The following is a 17,094-nucleotide window of genomic DNA, read 5'->3' as shown; positions in this document are numbered from 1 at the left end:
GTATCCCAGTCTCGCATGTTGCGAAGGTTTAATCCGTCGATCGGTACGTTCGACCCGATCTTTACAGACCGAAGAGGAAGGCTCCCATGGACACGACGGCATTGGCGCTGCCGGCTGAACTGCCGATCGCCAAGAAGAACGCGGCAAAGCAGGCGAATACAAGGCCGTCAACCCGATCCATGACACCACCGTGCCCCGGAATCAGCCGGCTGGAATCCTTCACGCCGAAGCGGCGCTTGATGAAGGACTCGAACAGGTCCCCGACCTCGCTGGCGACCGAGAGCGTCAAGGCGACAACAGCAACCCAGAGGCCAACATCCTGAAAATGGGCCATGGCGACCAGCATCCCGCCAACGACACCCGCCACGGCGCCCCCAATGGCACCGGACCATGTCTTCCCGGGAGAGATGCGTGGCGCCAGCTTGGGTCCACCAATCGCCCTGCCGACGAAATAGGCGAGAATATCGGTTGCCCAGACGACGACGAAAACGAAGAGCATGGCGATGAAGCCGAGTTGATCCTCGCCCCGAATCGCCGACAAGGAGATGGCAGTCAGGCCCGCATAGAGGAAGCCGGCCGGCTGCCACCAACTGACGCGCCGCAGGAGCGACGGGATCGCAGCCGTGATAAGCAGGCCGGCAAAGAGAGGCACCGTCAACCCGGCCTGGCCAAACAGCATGTTCAAGCTGACCAGCGCCATCGAGAACCAGCCGAAGGCATTGGCCCGGAGGTTGCCTTCAGCAAGACGCGTGATGGTCGACCACTCGTAGTAGACCAATAGCCCGATTGCCACTGCAACCACCTTGAACGCGAAACCGCCGAACCATGTCGCCGACAGGACCACGATGATCATGACGATTGCGGACAGGATCCTCAGCCGGAGTTCGCGCGACATCGTCAGGGTCATGTGCCGACCGCCACCGCTTTGGTCGACAAGCCACCGAAGCGCCGATCGCGGGCGGCGTATCGTTCAAGCACGGAATTGAACAGCGCCGGAGTGAAATCAGGCCAGAAGTCAGGTACAAACATCAACTCGGCATAGGCCGCCTGCCATAACAGGAAATTCGACAAGCGCTCTTCGCCACTGGTGCGGATAACGAGGTCCGGATCCGGAATTCCGGCTGTGTCGAGGCAGTCGTTGATCTTCTGCGCGTCAATGTCGGAGGGGGCGAGCCGACCGGCTTGCACCTCAACGGCAAGGCGCGCGGCAGCCCGGGCGATCTCGTCGCGCGATCCGTAGTTGAACGCGATAACAAGGGTCATTCCGGAGTTGGCAGCCGTCGTGTCCTCGGCCTCGATCAGCAGAGACCTGATGTCCTCCCGCAGATTCTCCCGGTCACCAATGATCCGGATCCGGACACCTGCCTGGTGCAGATCCGCAAGATCGCGCCGAATGAATGCCTTCAACAGGCCGAAGAGTTCATTGACCTCGGATTCGGGACGCCGCCAGTTCTCGGAAGAGAAGGCAAAGAGCGTCAGAAACGAGACACCCGCCTCGCCTGCCGCCTTCACCGTCTCGCGCACCGTCTCCACGCCCTTGCGGTGGCCGAAGGTGCGAGGAAGACCGCGCGCATTTGCCCAGCGGCCATTGCCATCCATGATGATCGCAACATGCTGTGGAACGATGCGATGTTGAACTGTCGACATTGGCGAGGATCCAGGCGGCTCGGAGAGTACGGCGAAAGACGACTCTCGCTTATACCTGCATGATTTCCTTTTCCTTCTCGACGAGCAAGCGGTCGACGTCGACAATCGTCTCGTCGGTCATCTTCTGCACCTTCTCGGAGAGGGAACGGCTGTCGTCCTGGCTGATCGAACCATCCTTTTCAGCCTTCTTCAGACCGTCCATACCGTCACGACGAACGTGGCGAATGGCGACCTTGGCCTTTTCGGCATAGTCGTGGGCGACCTTGACGAGCGACTTGCGGCGCTCTTCGTTGAGCTCGGGCAGCGGAATTCGAAGGTTCTGGCCGTCAACAATCGGGTTGAGGCCCAGATTTGCTTCGCGGATCGCGCGGTCGACGGCGTTGACCATCGACTTGTCCCAGATCGAGACGCCGAGCATGCGGGGCTCCGGCACGGTCACGTTGGCGACCTGGTTCAGTGGAACCCGGGAGCCGTAGGCTTCGACCACAACCGGATCGAGGACGTTGGCGGTAGCGCGGCCCGTACGCAGCGACGCGATGTCATTCTTGAACGCGTTGATTGCGCCGTCCATGCGGCGCTTGATGTCGTTGAGATCAACCCCTGCGGTCATCATGGTTCTCCCATTGCTCTGTCAGTCGGCGGCATGCGATGGCCGCCCTTCAGTGTGATCAGTTGTCAGTGACGATGGTCATGCGACCGGCGCCCGACAGGATTTCGCCGAAGCCACCCTTCTCGTGGATCGAGAAGACGATGATCGGAATGTGGTTTTCGCGCGCGAGCGCCACGGCGGCGACGTCCATCACGGCAAGACCCTTCTGCAGGACTTCGTCATGGGTCAAGCTGTCGAAACGGGTCGCGGTCGGGTCCTTCTTCGGATCGGCGGAATAGATGCCGTCGACCTGGGTTCCCTTGAAGATCGCCTGGGCGCCGATCTCGGCGGCGCGCAGTGCAGCAGCAGAATCGGTGGTGAAGAACGGGTTGCCCGTGCCGCCAGCGAAGATCACCACCCTGCCCTGCGCCAGATGGTGCAAGGCGGCGCGCTGCGAGAAGCTTTCGCAGATCTCGGGCATGGCGATGGCCGAGAGAACCACCGTATCGATGTCGAGTTTGCGCAGAGAGGTCGCAAGTGCCAGCGCGTTGATGACGGTCGCCAGCATGCCCATGTGATCGCCGGTGACGCGATCGCCGCCCTTGGAGGCAACGGCGACGCCGCGGAAGATGTTGCCACCGCCGACGACGACGCCGACTTCGACACCCATGCGGCGGGCTTCAGCGATATCGCCAGCGATCCGATCGGCCACTGCGACATCGATCCCGAATCCCTGACTGCCCATGAGGGCTTCACCGGAAGCCTTGAGGAGGACGCGTTTGAACAATGGCTTGGCTGACATGAAAGCTCCCGAGAACAATTCTGTGCCGGATACACGAAGGGCATCGCGTTGTCACGCGATGCCCCAATGTTTTCCCTTGAAGAAGGGGAAAAGCGCAATCAGCCCTTGGCAACAGCCGCGACTTCGGCAGCAAAGTCGGACTCTTCCTTTTCGATGCCTTCGCCGAGCAGCAGGCGAGCCATGCCGGTCACTTCGATCGGGGCGCCAGCGTCCTTCTCGGCAGCCTTGATGGCGTCGCCGACGGTCAGGTCCGGGTTGATGACAAAAGCCTGCGAGAGAAGAGCGACTTCTTCGAAGAACTTGCGCATGCGGCCTTCAACCATCTTTTCGATGATGGCGTCCGGCTTGCCCGAGGCGCGCGACTGTTCGATGAAGACGTTGCGCTCGCGCTCGGCGACAGCGGCATCGACTTCTTCCGAACGGATGGCGAGCGGGTTGGTGGCAGCGATGTGCATGGCGACCTGGCGCCCGATGGCAGCCAGCACGTCCTTGTTGCCGGTCGACTTGAGCGCGACGAGAACGCCGAGCTTGCCGAGGCCTTCAGAAGCAGCGTTGTGGACGTAGGTTGCGACGACACCGTCTTCGACCGAGAGCTTGACGGCGCGACGCAGCGTCATGTTCTCGCCGATATGGGCGATTGCATCCTTGATGGTGTCGGTGACGGACTTGCCGGTTGCCGGATAGGTGGCAGCGCCGATCGCGTCGACCGAACCGTCGGTGCCGATGGCAACAGACGCCACGCCGCGGACGAGATCCTGGAAGGCATCGTTACGAGCAACGAAGTCGGTTTCGGAGTTCAATTCGACGACAACGGCCGAGGTGCCGGCGCCGTTGATGCCGATCAGGCCTTCAGCAGCCGTGCGGCCCGACTTCTTGTCAGCCTTGGCGATACCCTTGGCGCGCAGCCAGTCGATGGCGGCTTCGACGTCACCGTCGTTCTCGATGAGAGCCTTCTTGCAATCCATCATGCCTGCGCCGGACTTTTCGCGCAGTTCCTTTACCAGTGCTGCAGTGATTTCAGCCATTGTGTGCCTCTTGTCTGTTCAGGCGGTCGACCCGTGGCCGCGAGGGGAACGGTGAACCGCTAGGTTGGGGACGAAATGTACCCGGATGTATGACAACGTGATGAAGCGGGTCACCACGGAAACAATCGGCCGTCTTCGACGCCTTCTCGCGTGACGCGAATGGCATCTTGAAGAACGGAGGCCGCCCGCTGCTCAGGCGAGCTTGCAGGCGGCCATTCCCTTGACGGGAAAAAGCGGCGGTTACCCGCCGCGTAAAGCGATTAAGCTTCTGCTTCGGTCTCGAGAGCCGGCTCGATCGGAGCTTCGGCAGACGCGCCGATGTCACGACCCGAGGCGCCCTGCTGGCGAGCGATGCCGTCGATGGCAGCGCGCGAGATCAGGTCGCAATAGAGCGAGATGGCGCGCGAGGCGTCGTCGTTGCCCGGGATCGGATAGTCGATGAGGTCCGGATCGCAGTTCGAGTCGATGACAGCAACGACCGGGATGCCGAGGCGCTTGGCTTCGTCGATCGCGATCTTTTCCTTGTTGGTGTCGATGATGAACATCAGGTCCGGGGTGCCGCCCATATCGCGGATACCGCCGAGAGCCTTTTCCAGCTTCTCGCGTTCGCGCTCGAGGTTCAGGCGCTCCTTCTTGGAGTAGCCAGAAGCTTCCGAAGCCAGGATCTCGTCGAGCTTGCGCAGACGGGCGATCGAGTTCGAAATGGTCTTCCAGTTGGTCATCATGCCGCCGAGCCAGCGGGAGTTGACGTAGTACTGGGCCGAACGCTTGGCGGAATCAGCGATGATTTCCGAAGCCTGGCGCTTGGTGCCAACGAACAGAACGCGGCCGCCACGAGCAACGGTGTCGGACACGACCTGAAGGGCGCGCGACAACATCGGAACGGTCTGAGCCAGGTCGATGATGTGAATGTTGTTACGATCGCCGAAGATGTACGGCTTCATCTTCGGGTTCCAGCGATGCGTCTGGTGACCGAAGTGAACGCCAGCTTCCAGAAGCTGACGCATGCTAAAATCAGGCAATGCCATGCCTTTTTCTCCTTTTCCGGTTTAACCCCCGCGAGACAAACAGCAGACCTTTCGGCCAGCCACCGGGCGGAAACGACAGGATTTCTCCCTGACGATCCCAAGTCTCGCGTGTGGAATGACGCCGGCCATACAGGGGCGTCGGTCAAAAATCAATAGCGGACGCGCCGAATTCCGGCAATCGAGCCGGTTTACTGGCAATCGCCGTCGGGCTTGCCGAGCACTTCGAGCTTGGTCAGCTTGCCGGCCAGGACAAAATCGCCGTAGTCGAGCGTCAGGTCACGGGTCACGCCGTTTTCGTAGAGCTTGAAGGACTGGCTGTAGATCGGCTCCTGGTCGCCCCTCGTCTTCTCGTCAAAATAGGCGATCGAGACCGGCCAGTAGTCCTGCGTTCCGAGGGTTGCCAGAGCCTTGGCTTCCGGATCCGTCTTCGTAGACTGCTGCGGGCCGCCGACAATGGTGGTCGTGAGGAAGGTCTGGTCGCCGTCTTCGGAACCGTCGAAGATCCGCGATTCGAAAACACGCTCGCCCTTGCGGGCACGGGCGATCACTTCAAGCATGTGCTCGGCCGGAAAGCGGCTGTCGGCGAGTTCGATATCCCGCCTGTCGGGTCCGGTCAGCTCGATCTTGACCTTGCCGCCGGCTTCGGCCGCAGCACCGCTGACGTCCTTGTCCAACTGGTCATCGGTGAAGGACTTATTCTCGAATCGGAACTTGCCGGCAGGCACATCTTCGAAGGTGGTCGAGCGCTGGTCGGTGACGCGCACGCCCTCGCCCACGTCGATGCGGGTGACGAAGCGGAACTGGGTGTTGAAGCCCTTGCAGGCCGAGCCGCTGAACTCATAGACCATGCGACCGCGCACGGATTCGATCCCTGAGCGGTCGGATGCTTCTTTCAGCACGATCTCGTAGACGGCGCGATGCGGCACAAGGCCGACGGTCGCCGCATTGGCCACCTGCCCCGCCGCGCCAAAGGCAGCAAGGGAAAGCGTCGTACGGACCGCCATTCGCAAAGGAAACATCGACACCCTCCTGTTGGACTCGTCATCGATGTTATAAGAACACATCCGGCAAAAGCGAGACATGCTTTTCGTCGCCACAACTTTCTCAACTTTTATCAACAGACCGGGAATCTGCTATGTCCGACACAATCGACGGCCGCCTTGCAGCGCTGGGCATCAGCCTGCCTGAAGCTGCTGCCCCCGCCGCCAATTACGTGCCCTATGTGATCAGCGGAAACCTGCTGTTCCTCTCCGGCCAGTTGCCGATTGAAGGCGGAAAAGTGGCGGTGACAGGTCTTGTCGGCGACGATGTCGTGCTCGCCGACGCCCAGCGGGCAGCCGAACTCTGCGCCATCAACATCCTGGCCCAGGCGAAAGCCGCACTGTCCTGCGACCTGTCGCGGATCAGCCGTGTCGTGAAGCTGAATGGTTTCGTCGCATCCGCTCCGGGCTTTATCGAGCAGCACCTCGTCATCAACGGTGCCTCGAACCTGATCGCGAACGTGCTGGGTGACGCCGGCAAACACGCACGCGCTGCCGTGGGCGTGGCCCAGCTACCGCTGAATGCCGCCGTCGAGATCGACGCCATCCTGGAGATTGCGCTGTGAGTTCGGTTGACTGGATCAAGGACCTGCCGGTCGCCCATCGCGGTTATCACGACATGAACAGGCAAATCTGGGAAAACACACTCTCGGCTTTCAGCCGGGCCATCGAGGCAGGCTTCGCCATCGAATGTGACATCCAGCTCTCGTCCGACAGCGTGCCCATGGTGTTCCACGACCACGACCTGCAGCGGCTCTGCAACATGAATGGTGAAGTCCGCGAGCGCACCGCCGGTGAATTGCGGATGCTGTCGATCGGTGGAACCGCCGACAAGATCCCGACGCTTCGTCAGATGCTGGACCTCGTGAAGGGCCGGGTTCCGCTGGTGATCGAGCTCAAGGGCATCGACGCCGAGCATGACGACGGCTTCGTCGAGGCCGTGCTCGAAGTGCTGGAGGGTTATGAGGGCAAGGTCGCGCTGATGAGCTTCGATTATCACCTCCTGCGCGCACTCAAGGTGGCGGGATGCCCCTGGCCGGTCGGCCTCACGGCGGAAGGCGTAAAGCCGGAGAACCTCAGCGCCCACAAGGAAGCGATGGATCTCGGACTGGACTTCACATCCTATTGCGTGGCGCATCTGCCGAATGATTTCGTCACCGGACTGCGTGAAAAGGGCACACCCGTGATTACCTGGACCGTCAGGGATGAAATCATGCGGGCACAGACCTATACCTATGCAGACCAGATGACATTCGAAGGCTTCGACCCGCGCCAGTCGCCGGCGATTGCCTGACGGGAGATCCATGGCAGACGAGGTGACGATCCGCGTAGTGCGCTCCTTCCAGGAGATCCCATCCAGCGAATGGGGTCTCCTCTCCGGGGCCTCCCATTCGGAGCCGGGCTACAATCCCTTCACCTCGCATGCCTTCCTTTCGGCGCTCGAAGAATCCGGCTCGGCGACAGCCGAGACCGGCTGGATGGGCCATCACCTTTTGCTGGAGGAGGAAGGGCGGCTTCTCGGCGCCATTCCCTGCTACCTCAAGAGCCACAGCCAGGGCGAATATGTCTTCGACCATGGATGGGCGGATGCCTTTCATAGGGCCGGCGGGCGTTATTATCCGAAGCTCCAGGCATCCATTCCGTTCACCCCGGCAACAGGGCCCCGGCTGCTGGTGCGCCATGGTGAGGATGTCTCGCGGATCCAGGGACTGCTGGCACATGGACTGCAGCAGGTAGCCGGTGAACTCGGCACCTCCTCGGCACATGTGACTTTCCTTCCGCAAGGTGAGTTATCTTCTCTTACGGAAGCCAATTTTCTGCATCGGACGGATCAGCAGTTCCACTTCATCAATCGCGGTTATGCGAACCACGAGGCGTTTCTCGCCGAACTCTCGTCGTCGAAGCGCAAGAACCTGCGCAAGGAGCGCCGGGCAGCCCTCGAAAACGGCATCAGCATCGACTGGCTTACGGGTGCCGACCTCACGGAAGACATCTGGGACCAGTTCTTCCGCTTCTATATCGACACTGGCAGCCGCAAGTGGGGCAGGCCTTATCTCACCCGCCTCTTTTATTCGCTGGTTGGTGAGCGCATGCCCGACGACATCCTGTTGGTGATGGCGAAGCGAAATGGGCGATATGTCGCCGGCGCCATCAACTTCATCGGCGCCGAGGCCCTTTATGGCCGCCATTGGGGCTGCATCGAGGACCATCCCTTCTTGCATTTCGAGGTCTGCTATCATCAGGCGATCGACTTCGCGCTGGAGAAGGGTCTCGATCGGGTCGAGGCGGGTGCCCAGGGCGAGCATAAGCTGGCGCGCGGCTATGAACCCGTCCTCACCCATTCCGCTCATTTCATCACCCATCCGGGCCTGCGCCGGGCTGTCGCCGACTATCTCGCGCATGAGCGCCGTGAGGTTGCCCAGGCTGGCGAATATCTCGGCGAACACACACCCTTCCGCAAAGGCGAGCGCCTGCCGCGTGACGGCGAGGAATTCGACGGTTGAGAGCGCCGCCGCGCTCTTGAAGCCGGAGCTAGCTTGCCGTTAAGTGGCCCCGACAATCGAGGAGACAGCCATGACCGCCTATGATCCCAACAACATCTTCGCCAAGATCCTCGCCGGCACGATCCCGTCGGTAAAGCTCTACGAGGACGAGGATACGCTCGCCTTCATGGACGTCATGCCACAGGCGCCGGGCCACCTTCTGGTGATCCCGAAGCAGGGTTCACGCAATCTGCTCGATGCCGATCCAGCGGTGCTCGCAAAGCTGATGCCGGTCGTGCAGAAGCTCGCCAATGCGGCCAAGGAAGCCTTCGAGGCCGATGGCATCTACATCGCACAATTCAATGAGCCCTCGGCCGGCCAGACCGTCTTTCACCTGCATTTCCATGTCATCCCGCGCCACGAGGGCGTGCCGCTCAAGCCCCACGCCGGCGGCATGGCAGATGTCGAGATGCTGAAGGCCCAGGCCGAAAAGATCAAGGCGGCACTCTGAGAGGAGCGCCCTGCGGCAAGCCAGTAGCAGGGTCAGGCGACGAAACCGCCGACGACCAGCAGAGCGGCAACGCCGACGAGGGCAAGGATGATGATCGGAAACGAACGCATCGTTCTCCGGGAACCGGTGCGAGAAGACCTCTTGCGCAGGTCATCCGGCAGGACCTTGAACCTCGGGGGATCGCCATGTCTCAGACGGCGGAAGCGTACTACCTTTGACATTTCGCTTTCCTTGTGTTGATCGGTGGACCCGATTTGGGAAGCGAATTGTGGCAAGTCCAGTGAAGACACGCGCCTGTGATTGGGCGCGACCTCAGAGCCAGAGCAGACCGGCGCCCAGGATTGCAAGCGGAACCACGACCCCGACAATGACCCGCTGGCCCGACAGCAGGAAGGCTGCAAAGCCCAGACCTGCCGCTGCAAGCCGGAGCCAGAGCGGCGAGCTTTCGAGCGTACCGGTCGGGAAGACCACGAGCTTCGCGGTCACGGCCATGACGAGCGCAGTCGCAACCGCCCTCACCCAATTCAGCGCCTCGGATCCTTCCTGAAGCCGGTTGCCGGCGATCACACCCATCCAGCGCCAGAAGTCCGTGGCGAGCCATCCGGCAACAATGATCACGATATAGGGCCAGTATTCCTGCATCAGATCACCTCCTCGGATTGCGGCGACGGATCGGTGACGGACGTGTCCTTGGCAGCACCGCGCTTCCGGATCACGTAACGGTCGAAGAGGTAGGCCAGCGTTCCCCCGCCCAGACCTGCGATCAGAATGTCGAAACCGGGGACGAACACGGCGAGCAAAGGCCCGGAGATCACGCCGACCACAAAGGCGACCTTGACCACGGACTGGCGGCCCGTCGCCCAGATCGAGGCAATGAAATAGACAGGTGTCAGGAAGAACAGGAGGGCCGCGACAACAGGCGGGAAGGCCGCGACCAGACCATAGCAGACGCCGACCAGAATGGTGTTGACCGTCACCAGGGTGATGCCGAAGCCGGCGAAATAGGCGACACGCACCTCTCGCGGGACATCCTTGAAGCTTCCCATCGCAAAGACCCAGGCGGTGATTGCAACGAAATGCGAGAGCAGCAACAGCAACCAGGTGGGCGTGCGTTCCGTGCGCATCTCCGGAACCAGCGATGCCACCATCGGCATCATCCGGATCGAGGACAGCGAGACCGCAAGAAAGATACCGAGAAGATTGGCGCCGCTGGTCATCGAGCCAATCAGGATCATCTTGGCCGGCAGGGCCCAGACGGAAGCCGTCATGAACATGGCTTCTGCGCGACTGACGCCCGATTCGAGTGCAAAGGCGGAGAAGCCGACGAAGGAGATCATCAGGATGATCGCAGGCAGGCTGAAGAGGCCACGCATGCCGGTGAAAAACCACCGCAATTGGGAGATATCGCTAGAAACAGAAGACATCTGAAATTCCGGATCGTCAAAAAGAAAGTGCCGGGCTCAACGCCCGGCACGCATATCTTTCAAGCACTGCGCTTACTTCTTCTTCGGCACCTTCGGCACGGCAGACCGCTTCACCGGCTTTGGTGCCTCGTCGATGACGGCGACATCACCCTCATCCTGAGTGGCCTGCGCCTTGGCAGAGGGCTTGCGCTTGGCTTTAGCGGGCTTGGCCGAGGCAACCTCAACTTCCGGCTTCGGCTTCGGCTTCACTGCGGCCACCTCGGAAATCGCCTCGAGGTCGAGTACTTCCTCGCCGCTTTCGTCCAACTTCGTCCCGACCTTCACGACGCCACCCTTCTTCAACTTGCCGAAAAGGATCTCGTTGGCGAGCGGCTTCTTGATGTGCTCCTGAATGACACGAGACAGCGGACGTGCGCCCATCTTCTCGTCGTAACCGCTCTTCGCCAACCAGGCGATTGCGGGTTCCGAGAGGTCGAAGGTGACGTTGCGCTCGGACAGCTGGGCTTCCAGCTGCATGACGAACTTCTGAACGACCTGATGGATGACTTCCGTCGGCAGAGGTGCAAACGGGATCGTCGCGTCGAGACGGTTGCGGAATTCCGGCGTGAACAGGCGGTTGAGCGCCTCCTCGTCTTCGCCGGTGCGCTTCGACGAACCGAAGCCGATTGCCGACTTGGCCATTTCCGATGCGCCCGCATTGGTCGTCATGATCAGGATGACGTTGCGGAAGTCGATCTTCTTGCCGTTGTGGTCGGTCAGCTGGCCATGGTCCATGACCTGCAACAGGATGTTGTAGATATCCGGATGCGCCTTTTCGATTTCATCAAGCAGCACAACACAATGCGGATGCTGGTCGACGCCATCGGTCAAGAGACCGCCCTGGTCGAAACCGACATAGCCGGGAGGCGCCCCGAGCAGACGCGAGACCGTGTGCCGCTCCATATATTCCGACATGTCGAATCGCAGGAGTTCGACGCCAAGCGACGAGGCCAGCTGCTTGGCGACTTCCGTCTTGCCCACACCGGTCGGGCCGGAAAAGACATAGCAGCCGATCGGCTTGTTCGGTTCGCGAAGACCCGCACGCGCAAGCTTGATCGAGGTCGAGAGTGCCTCGATCGCCTTGTCCTGGCCGTAGACGACCGAGCGCAGTTCCTTTTCGAGATTGGCGAGCACCATCTCGTCGTCCTTGGACACCGTCTTCGGGGGAATGCGGGCCATGGTGGCGATCGTTGCCTCGATCTCCTTCTCGGTGATCAGCTTGCGGCGGCGCGACGCCGGCAGCAGCATCTGGGCCGCACCGGTCTCGTCGATCACATCGATCGCCTTGTCGGGCAGCTTGCGGTCGGAGATGTAGCGGGCCGAAAGCTCGACGGCCGACTTGATCGCCTCGTTGGTGTAACGGAGCTTGTGATAGTCCTCGAAATAGGGCTTCAGGCCCTTCATGATCTCGATGGCATCATCGATGGACGGCTCGTTGACGTCGATCTTCTGGAAACGGCGAACGAGCGCCCGGTCCTTTTCGAAGAACTGGCGGTATTCCTTGTAGGTGGTCGAGCCGATGCAGCGGATCGCCCCCGACGAGAGGGCCGGCTTCAAGAGGTTCGAGGCATCCATTGCGCCGCCCGAGGTGGCACCGGCACCGATGACAGTGTGGATCTCGTCAATGAACAGCACGGCGCCCGGATAGTCTTCCAGTTCCTTGACGACCTGCTTCAGGCGCTCCTCGAAGTCTCCGCGATAACGCGTGCCGGCGAGAAGCGTGCCCATGTCGAGCGAGAAGATCGTGGCATCCGCCAATGCTTCCGGAACCTTGCCCTCGACGATGCGCTTGGCGAGGCCCTCGGCAATCGCCGTCTTGCCGACGCCGGGATCGCCGACATAGAGCGGGTTGTTCTTGGAACGGCGGCACAGGACCTGGATCGTCCGGTTGACTTCGTCATGACGGCCGATCAGCGGGTCGATGCGGCCGGTCTTGGCCTTTTCATTGAGGTTGACGCAATAGGCTTTCAAAGCCTCCTGCTTGCCCTTTGCCGAACCTTCCTCCGGCTCACGGCCCTGTTTCGCCTCGGGCTCACCCTCTTCCGCACCACGGGGATTGCGGACCTGCGAAGCGCCCGGTCGCTTGCCGATACCGTGCGAGATGTAGTTGACCGCGTCGTAACGGGTCATTTCCTGTTCCTGCAGGAAGTACGCAGCATTGCTCTCGCGCTCGGCAAAGATCGCGACGAGGACGTTGGCGCCGGTGACTTCCTCGCGACCGGAAGACTGGACGTGGATCACGGCCCGCTGGATGACGCGCTGGAAGCTCGAAGTCGGCTTGGAGTCCTCGTCATATCCGGTGATGAGATTGGCGAGATCATTGTCGACGAAGTCGCTGACGGTCTTGCGCAGGGCGTCGAGGTTGACGTTGCAGGCCCCCATCACGGCGGCGGCATCCGCGTCGTCGATCAGAGCGAGCAGCAGGTGCTCCAGCGTCGCATATTCATGGTGACGCTCGTTTGCGTAGGTCAGGGCCTGATGCAGCGCTTTTTCGAGGCTGGGTGAAAATGTTGGCACGTCTGATCCTCACTTCTTTTCCATGACGCATTGAAGCGGATGTTCATGTTGCCTGGCGAAATCCATCACCTGTGAGACTTTGGTTTCGGCGACTTCGTAGGTGAAGACACCGCATTCTCCGACACCATGATTGTGGACATGCAACATGATGCGGGTGGCGGCTTCCCTGTCCTTCTGGAAAAAGCGCTCCAGGATGTGGATCACGAATTCCATCGGGGTGTAGTCGTCGTTCAGAAGCAGGACGCGATACAGATTCGGCTTCTTCGTCTTCGGCTTGGTGCGGGTGATCACCGAGGTGCCACGATTGGCGTTTTCCCCGTCACCCTGGCTTTGCATGAAGACCGGCTTAGCAGTCATTTCAGTTCATTCTCCGTTGTCCGGCCGGTTTGCCGTTACACATCGGTGCGGACGAACACTCAGCACAGTAAGGTAGTTCATTATGCGGTGATTTTAAGCCCCCCAGGCCTCTGTGACGACAATTTGTCACGATGCCCGGAAAAGCTAAGAAATTGAAGGAACAGGTTATACCAGCAGCCACAAATGACAAGACCGGCCGCGCAGGGCACGGCCGGTCTTGCAGGTTACGCGCAAGCTTCAATCAGGCTGCGGCAGACATCGGCGCCATGACCTTACCCATTGTGGCCTCGTAAGGCTTGTAGGCCATTTTCGCGAGGTCGGCATACATTTCGCCCATCTTCGTCGCTTCCGCAACGAAGCCCTCATAGGAGGACTTCATGAAGGACGTCTGCAGCTCGAAGGCTGCCTCGACACTCTTCACCGAAGTCATGGCCTCCATGAAGGAAGCGAAGTCATGAAACGACTTCTTCGAGTAGTCGGTCGCTTCAGCAGCGATAGCCTGGAAACCCTTGGTCACCTCCGAATAGTTCTTCAGCATGGTGTCCATGGCTTCCTTGCTCTTCTTGCTGGCGTCATCGATATTGAACATGCGAGCACTCCTCCTTCTGGGTGACATATCAGAGATCCAGAAAATAGCAGTTGCACAAAATTGGTCAAGCGAATTTGTGCAGCGCACAACAATTGTCAATTGTAGCGACGACAACGAAAAAGGGCCGCGTCCCGAAGACGCAGCCCTTTCTTCTTGATCATTACCGCCGATCGACTTGCTCTCGACAGGCGGCTCAATCGTTCATCTCAGAGATCGACGTCGAGGATCGCCATCGAGAAATTGTAGGAGAGATCGCCGTCCTCCTCGTCCTTGAAGACGACGCCGAGAAACTCGTCACCCACATAGACTTCAGCGGAGTCGTCCTTGCGTGGACGAGCCTTCACGCTCATCGACGGGTTGAAAGTGCGCTTGAAATAGGCGTCGAGCTTCTTCAGTTCTTCCGGCTTCACACTGTGTCTCCATGGACTGGTTTCGGGGAGTGTTTCGAGTTGCGCGCTTGTCGCACGGCCTTTCCGCCGATGTAAAGACGCAAAGGGAAGTTTGCCCAGACAAGCTGGGCACTACCGCCACCCGATGTTGCGAACCAACCGGACTAATCGTCAGACGCGATCATCTGGTCCATTGAGCGGCTCGGTTCGGCACAACCGGCCTCACCAACCACCCGGGCCGGAACGCCGGCCACCGTCGTGCAGCGTGGCACGGGCTTCAATACGACGGAACCTGCTGCAATGCGCGAGCAGCTGCCGACCTCGATATTGCCGAGCACCTTGGCCCCTGCCCCGATCAGAACACCGTCGCCGATCTTCGGGTGACGGTCGGCACCTTCCTTACCTGTGCCGCCGAGGGTGACGCCGTGCAGGATCGATACGTTATCGCCGATACGCGCGGTTTCGCCGACGACGAGCCCCGTGGCGTGATCGAGGAAGATCCCCTTGCCGATGCGTGCGGCCGGATTGATGTCTGTCTGGAACATGTTCGACGACCGGCTCTGAAGATAGAGCGCAAAGTCGCGGCGGCCATTGTTCCAGAGCCAGTGCGCCAGACGGTGGGTCTGGATGGCGTGGAAGCCCTTGAAATAGAGCACCGGCTCAATGAAACGCGTGCAGGCCGGGTCACGGTCGTAAACGGCCTGAATGTCGACGCGAAGAATACCCGCCCATTCGGGCCAATCCGCCATCATCGCCTCGAAAGCCTGGCGCAGCACGATTGCCGGAACATCCGAATGGTCAAGACGTTCGCAGATCCGGTAGATGACACAATCCTCCAGCGAGCGGTGGCTGAGCACCGTCGAGTGGAAGAAGGCCGCCAGCATCGGATCGCGATCGGCGGCCAAGCGGGCTTCGTGCCGCAGGCTGCCCCAGATCGGGTCCATGGACTTGACAGTCTCGGTCTTGAGGACGTCGTTGTGTGCGACCATTGCCGGTCTCCTCGTTCGTCTTGGAATGGCATTATATAGTCGAAGACAGAGCGAACTCAAATGGGGCACCGCATGAAACAGTCGAACACCCTTGCCAATGGCTTTATCAAGGCTTTCGCCGATGGCGCGAAGGGTCTCCTGGTGATCGACAATCCACAGCGGAAGAACGCCATCAGCGCGGCCATGTGGCGCGCCATACCAGAAGCCGTTCAATGGCTGCACGCAACAGCCGAGGTCCGCGTGATCGTGCTGATCGGTGCAGGCGATCGAGATTTCAGCGCCGGCGCAGATATTTCGGAATTTACCGAATTACGCAAGGACACTGCAACCGCCCGGGTCTACGAGGCCTCGAACAGTCGCGCCTTCTCAGCCATCCGCGAGGCGCCCGTGCCTGTGATCGCGGCCATTCGGGGCGTCTGCTATGGCGGCGGCTTCGGCCTGGCTGCGGCTGCAGACCTGAGGCTTGCCTCCGCAGATGCGGTGTTCGCCGTACCCGCCGCCAAGCTCGGCCTCGCCTATCCCGCCGATGCCGTGCAGGATTTCGTGCGGGGGCTCGGCAGCCAGATGGCCCGCCGGGCGCTGTTCACCGGGGCACCGCTAAGGGCGCCCGAACTGCTCGCGGCCGGCTTCCTCTCGGAAATTACAGGCCCAAACGAGCTCGAAGGTCAGGCAGACATCCTCGCCGAAACGATTGCCGCCAATGCGCCCCTGTCGCTGCGCGCCTCAAAGCTCGCCCTGCGGGCAGTCGAACTCGGCGAGGACGACCTCTTGCGTGAAGCCGAGATCATCGGCGGCTCGACCTTCGAGAGCGCCGACTATAGCGAAGGTCGCGCAGCCTTTGCCGAGCGGCGGCAACCGGTCTTCACAGGGCGCTGAAGCTCAGCCGTCCGCGATCGTGTCGTGGAAATCCAATACCGCCTTCTTGAACACCCGGTCACCGACCGCGAGCATGTGGTCGCGGTTCGGGATGTCGAGGGCGAGCGCGCGCGGCATCAGCGCTGCAAGTTCATGCGGCGAACCCGCGATGTCGTCTTTCGTTCCAACCCCGATCAATGTCGGAATCTCAACCTTGCCGATGTCGTGACGGCTTACGAGGTCGCGCGAGGTCCGGATGCAGGCCGCAAGCGCCAACCGGTCTGACTTCGTCTGGTCGGCAAAGGCGCGGAACATGCGACCGCGCTCATGGGTCACGTCATCCAATGACGGCGCCAGCAATGCGTCGGCGATCGGATCCCAGTCGCCGACACCGTCACACATGCCGATTCCGAGCCCGCCGAAAACCAGCGAGCGAACGCGGTCCGGGTGCTCGACGGCCAGAAATGCGGATATGCGGGCGCCCATGGAATAGCCCATGACATGGGCATCTGCGATACCAAGATGGGTGAGCAGCGCTGCCGCATCTCCCGCCATAGAGGACGGATGATAGGCTTCCGGGTCGTGCGGCTTGGCGCTCGCACCGTGGCCGCGATTGTCGATGCCGATCACGCGATAGCCGGCGTCGCCCAGCGTGCGCAACCAGCCTGGATAGACCCAGTTCACATTCGCCGAAGAGGCAAAACCATGAATCAGCAGGATCGGATCACCGGTCGGATCGCCATCGTCGAAATAGGCAAGATCAAGCCCGTCATTGCGGAAGCTGGAAAACGGCGGTGCATCGAGATTCAT

General features: G+C 60.8%; 21 protein-coding genes. 5 read left to right on the top strand and 16 right to left on the bottom strand.

From position 1 onward, the window contains the following. Positions 1-61 precede the first annotated feature (61 nt). From J2045_RS10860 to J2045_RS10830, 7 genes are all read right to left on the bottom strand, one after another. Positions 62-895: a phosphatidate cytidylyltransferase gene (locus J2045_RS10860; RefSeq protein ID WP_307372779.1), complete on the bottom strand. Its 834-nt coding sequence runs from the start codon at positions 893-895 to the stop codon at positions 62-64. Between the two features lie 8 nt (positions 896-903). After that, complete coding sequence (locus J2045_RS10855) at positions 904-1,647, bottom strand: isoprenyl transferase (RefSeq protein ID WP_307372578.1); 744 nt, start codon at positions 1,645-1,647, stop codon at positions 904-906. A gap of 49 nt (positions 1,648-1,696) precedes the next feature. Further along, complete coding sequence (gene frr, locus J2045_RS10850) at positions 1,697-2,257, bottom strand: ribosome recycling factor (RefSeq protein WP_166599381.1); 561 nt, start codon at positions 2,255-2,257, stop codon at positions 1,697-1,699. Positions 2,258-2,315: 58 nt separating this feature from the next. Continuing rightward, complete coding sequence (pyrH, locus tag J2045_RS10845; RefSeq protein ID WP_102019980.1) at positions 2,316-3,038, bottom strand: UMP kinase; 723 nt, start codon at positions 3,036-3,038, stop codon at positions 2,316-2,318. Positions 3,039-3,136: 98 nt separating this feature from the next. Continuing rightward, the gene (gene tsf, locus J2045_RS10840) at positions 3,137-4,063 is read right to left on the bottom strand and encodes a translation elongation factor Ts (protein WP_307372575.1); all 927 of its coding nucleotides are present in this window, start codon (positions 4,061-4,063) and stop codon (positions 3,137-3,139) included. Between the two features lie 260 nt (positions 4,064-4,323). Further along, positions 4,324-5,091 (bottom strand): 30S ribosomal protein S2, encoded by a 768-nt coding sequence (rpsB, locus tag J2045_RS10835; protein WP_102019978.1) that lies wholly within the window; start codon positions 5,089-5,091, stop codon positions 4,324-4,326. 188 nt (positions 5,092-5,279) lie between these two features. Then, positions 5,280-6,110: a cell envelope integrity EipB family protein gene (locus J2045_RS10830; protein WP_307372573.1), complete on the bottom strand. Its 831-nt coding sequence runs from the start codon at positions 6,108-6,110 to the stop codon at positions 5,280-5,282. Positions 6,111-6,226: 116 nt separating this feature from the next. On the opposite strand from J2045_RS10830, the gene J2045_RS10825 reads away from it, so the two are divergent. The 4 genes from J2045_RS10825 to J2045_RS10810 all read left to right on the top strand — a co-directional run bounded on the left by J2045_RS10825 (position 6,227) and on the right by J2045_RS10810 (position 9,125). After that, positions 6,227-6,697: a RidA family protein gene (locus J2045_RS10825; RefSeq protein WP_307372572.1), complete on the top strand. Its 471-nt coding sequence runs from the start codon at positions 6,227-6,229 to the stop codon at positions 6,695-6,697. Next, the gene (locus tag J2045_RS10820) at positions 6,694-7,425 is read left to right on the top strand and encodes a glycerophosphodiester phosphodiesterase (RefSeq protein ID WP_307372570.1); all 732 of its coding nucleotides are present in this window, start codon (positions 6,694-6,696) and stop codon (positions 7,423-7,425) included. Before J2045_RS10825 ends, J2045_RS10820 begins: the two co-directional genes overlap by 4 nt. Before the next feature lie 10 nt (positions 7,426-7,435). Continuing rightward, on the top strand, positions 7,436-8,635 hold the full coding sequence (locus J2045_RS10815) for a GNAT family N-acetyltransferase (protein ID WP_307372568.1): 1,200 nt from the start codon (positions 7,436-7,438) through the stop codon (positions 8,633-8,635). Between the two features lie 70 nt (positions 8,636-8,705). After that, positions 8,706-9,125 (top strand): HIT family protein, encoded by a 420-nt coding sequence (locus tag J2045_RS10810; RefSeq protein WP_307372565.1) that lies wholly within the window; start codon positions 8,706-8,708, stop codon positions 9,123-9,125. Positions 9,126-9,157: 32 nt separating this feature from the next. Here J2045_RS10810 and J2045_RS10805 read toward each other — a convergent pair whose 3' ends face one another. The 8 genes from J2045_RS10805 to cysE form a co-directional block, all read right to left on the bottom strand. Continuing rightward, positions 9,158-9,346, bottom strand: a complete 189-nt coding sequence (locus tag J2045_RS10805; RefSeq protein WP_307372563.1) for a hypothetical protein — start codon at positions 9,344-9,346, stop codon at positions 9,158-9,160. A gap of 91 nt (positions 9,347-9,437) precedes the next feature. Continuing rightward, positions 9,438-9,767: an AzlD domain-containing protein gene (locus tag J2045_RS10800; RefSeq protein ID WP_370873079.1), complete on the bottom strand. Its 330-nt coding sequence runs from the start codon at positions 9,765-9,767 to the stop codon at positions 9,438-9,440. Continuing rightward, positions 9,767-10,549: an AzlC family ABC transporter permease gene (locus J2045_RS10795; protein ID WP_166599389.1), complete on the bottom strand. Its 783-nt coding sequence runs from the start codon at positions 10,547-10,549 to the stop codon at positions 9,767-9,769. Before J2045_RS10795 ends, J2045_RS10800 begins: the two co-directional genes overlap by 1 nt. A 72-nt stretch (positions 10,550-10,621) precedes the next feature. Beyond that, positions 10,622-13,105 carry an ATP-dependent Clp protease ATP-binding subunit ClpA gene (clpA, locus tag J2045_RS10790; RefSeq protein WP_307372561.1) on the bottom strand — a complete coding sequence of 828 codons (2,484 nt, stop codon included), beginning with the start codon at positions 13,103-13,105 and terminating at the stop codon, positions 10,622-10,624. A gap of 9 nt (positions 13,106-13,114) precedes the next feature. Continuing rightward, the gene (clpS, locus tag J2045_RS10785; RefSeq protein WP_113461216.1) at positions 13,115-13,462 is read right to left on the bottom strand and encodes an ATP-dependent Clp protease adapter ClpS; all 348 of its coding nucleotides are present in this window, start codon (positions 13,460-13,462) and stop codon (positions 13,115-13,117) included. Between the two features lie 241 nt (positions 13,463-13,703). Beyond that, positions 13,704-14,051, bottom strand: a complete 348-nt coding sequence (locus J2045_RS10780; RefSeq protein ID WP_307372557.1) for a phasin family protein — start codon at positions 14,049-14,051, stop codon at positions 13,704-13,706. A 206-nt stretch (positions 14,052-14,257) separates the two neighbouring features. Beyond that, a complete protein-coding gene (locus J2045_RS10775; protein WP_307372555.1) occupies positions 14,258-14,461 on the bottom strand; it encodes a DUF3126 family protein in 204 nt (67 codons plus the stop codon). A 143-nt stretch (positions 14,462-14,604) separates the two neighbouring features. After that, the gene (gene cysE, locus J2045_RS10770; RefSeq protein ID WP_307372553.1) at positions 14,605-15,429 is read right to left on the bottom strand and encodes a serine O-acetyltransferase; all 825 of its coding nucleotides are present in this window, start codon (positions 15,427-15,429) and stop codon (positions 14,605-14,607) included. A 72-nt stretch (positions 15,430-15,501) separates the two neighbouring features. Here cysE and J2045_RS10765 point away from each other — a divergent pair, with 72 nt between their 5' ends. Continuing rightward, entirely contained in the window at positions 15,502-16,305 is an 804-nt protein-coding gene (locus J2045_RS10765) for an enoyl-CoA hydratase-related protein (protein ID WP_307372550.1), read from the top strand. Between the two features lie 3 nt (positions 16,306-16,308). Here J2045_RS10765 and J2045_RS10760 read toward each other — a convergent pair whose 3' ends face one another. Then, complete coding sequence (locus tag J2045_RS10760) at positions 16,309-17,094, bottom strand: alpha/beta fold hydrolase (protein ID WP_307372547.1); 786 nt, start codon at positions 17,092-17,094, stop codon at positions 16,309-16,311.

The sequence above is a fragment of the Peteryoungia aggregata LMG 23059 genome (genome assembly GCF_030814435.1).
Taxonomy (GTDB): Bacteria; Pseudomonadota; Alphaproteobacteria; order Rhizobiales; family Rhizobiaceae; genus Allorhizobium; species Allorhizobium aggregatum.
This window is presented reverse-complemented; position numbering and strand designations above follow the sequence as displayed.

Bases quoted from the DNA above. Each gene is read 5' to 3' on its own strand.
- J2045_RS10795 (WP_166599389.1), bottom strand. From the start codon at position 10,549: ATGTCTTCTGTTTCTAGCGATATCTCCCAATTGCGGTGGTTTTTCACC.
- frr (WP_166599381.1), bottom strand. From the start codon at position 2,257: ATGACCGCAGGGGTTGATCTCAACGACATCAAGCGCCGCATGGACGGC.
- rpsB (WP_102019978.1), bottom strand. From the start codon at position 5,091: ATGGCATTGCCTGATTTTAGCATGCGTCAGCTTCTGGAAGCTGGCGTT.
- J2045_RS10760 (WP_307372547.1), bottom strand. From the start codon at position 17,094: ATGAATCTCGATGCACCGCCGTTTTCCAGCTTCCGCAATGACGGGCTT.
- J2045_RS10825 (WP_307372572.1), top strand. From the start codon at position 6,227: ATGTCCGACACAATCGACGGCCGCCTTGCAGCGCTGGGCATCAGCCTG.
- J2045_RS10830 (WP_307372573.1), bottom strand. From the start codon at position 6,110: ATGTTTCCTTTGCGAATGGCGGTCCGTACGACGCTTTCCCTTGCTGCC.
- J2045_RS10810 (WP_307372565.1), top strand. From the start codon at position 8,706: ATGACCGCCTATGATCCCAACAACATCTTCGCCAAGATCCTCGCCGGC.
- J2045_RS10800 (WP_370873079.1), bottom strand. From the start codon at position 9,767: ATGCAGGAATACTGGCCCTATATCGTGATCATTGTTGCCGGATGGCTC.
- pyrH (WP_102019980.1), bottom strand. From the start codon at position 3,038: ATGTCAGCCAAGCCATTGTTCAAACGCGTCCTCCTCAAGGCTTCCGGT.
- J2045_RS10765 (WP_307372550.1), top strand. From the start codon at position 15,502: ATGAAACAGTCGAACACCCTTGCCAATGGCTTTATCAAGGCTTTCGCC.
- clpS (WP_113461216.1), bottom strand. From the start codon at position 13,462: ATGACTGCTAAGCCGGTCTTCATGCAAAGCCAGGGTGACGGGGAAAAC.
- J2045_RS10815 (WP_307372568.1), top strand. From the start codon at position 7,436: ATGGCAGACGAGGTGACGATCCGCGTAGTGCGCTCCTTCCAGGAGATC.
- J2045_RS10860 (WP_307372779.1), bottom strand. From the start codon at position 895: ATGTCGCGCGAACTCCGGCTGAGGATCCTGTCCGCAATCGTCATGATC.
- J2045_RS10855 (WP_307372578.1), bottom strand. From the start codon at position 1,647: ATGTCGACAGTTCAACATCGCATCGTTCCACAGCATGTTGCGATCATC.
- J2045_RS10780 (WP_307372557.1), bottom strand. From the start codon at position 14,051: ATGTTCAATATCGATGACGCCAGCAAGAAGAGCAAGGAAGCCATGGAC.
- tsf (WP_307372575.1), bottom strand. From the start codon at position 4,063: ATGGCTGAAATCACTGCAGCACTGGTAAAGGAACTGCGCGAAAAGTCC.
- J2045_RS10805 (WP_307372563.1), bottom strand. From the start codon at position 9,346: ATGTCAAAGGTAGTACGCTTCCGCCGTCTGAGACATGGCGATCCCCCG.
- cysE (WP_307372553.1), bottom strand. From the start codon at position 15,429: ATGGTCGCACACAACGACGTCCTCAAGACCGAGACTGTCAAGTCCATG.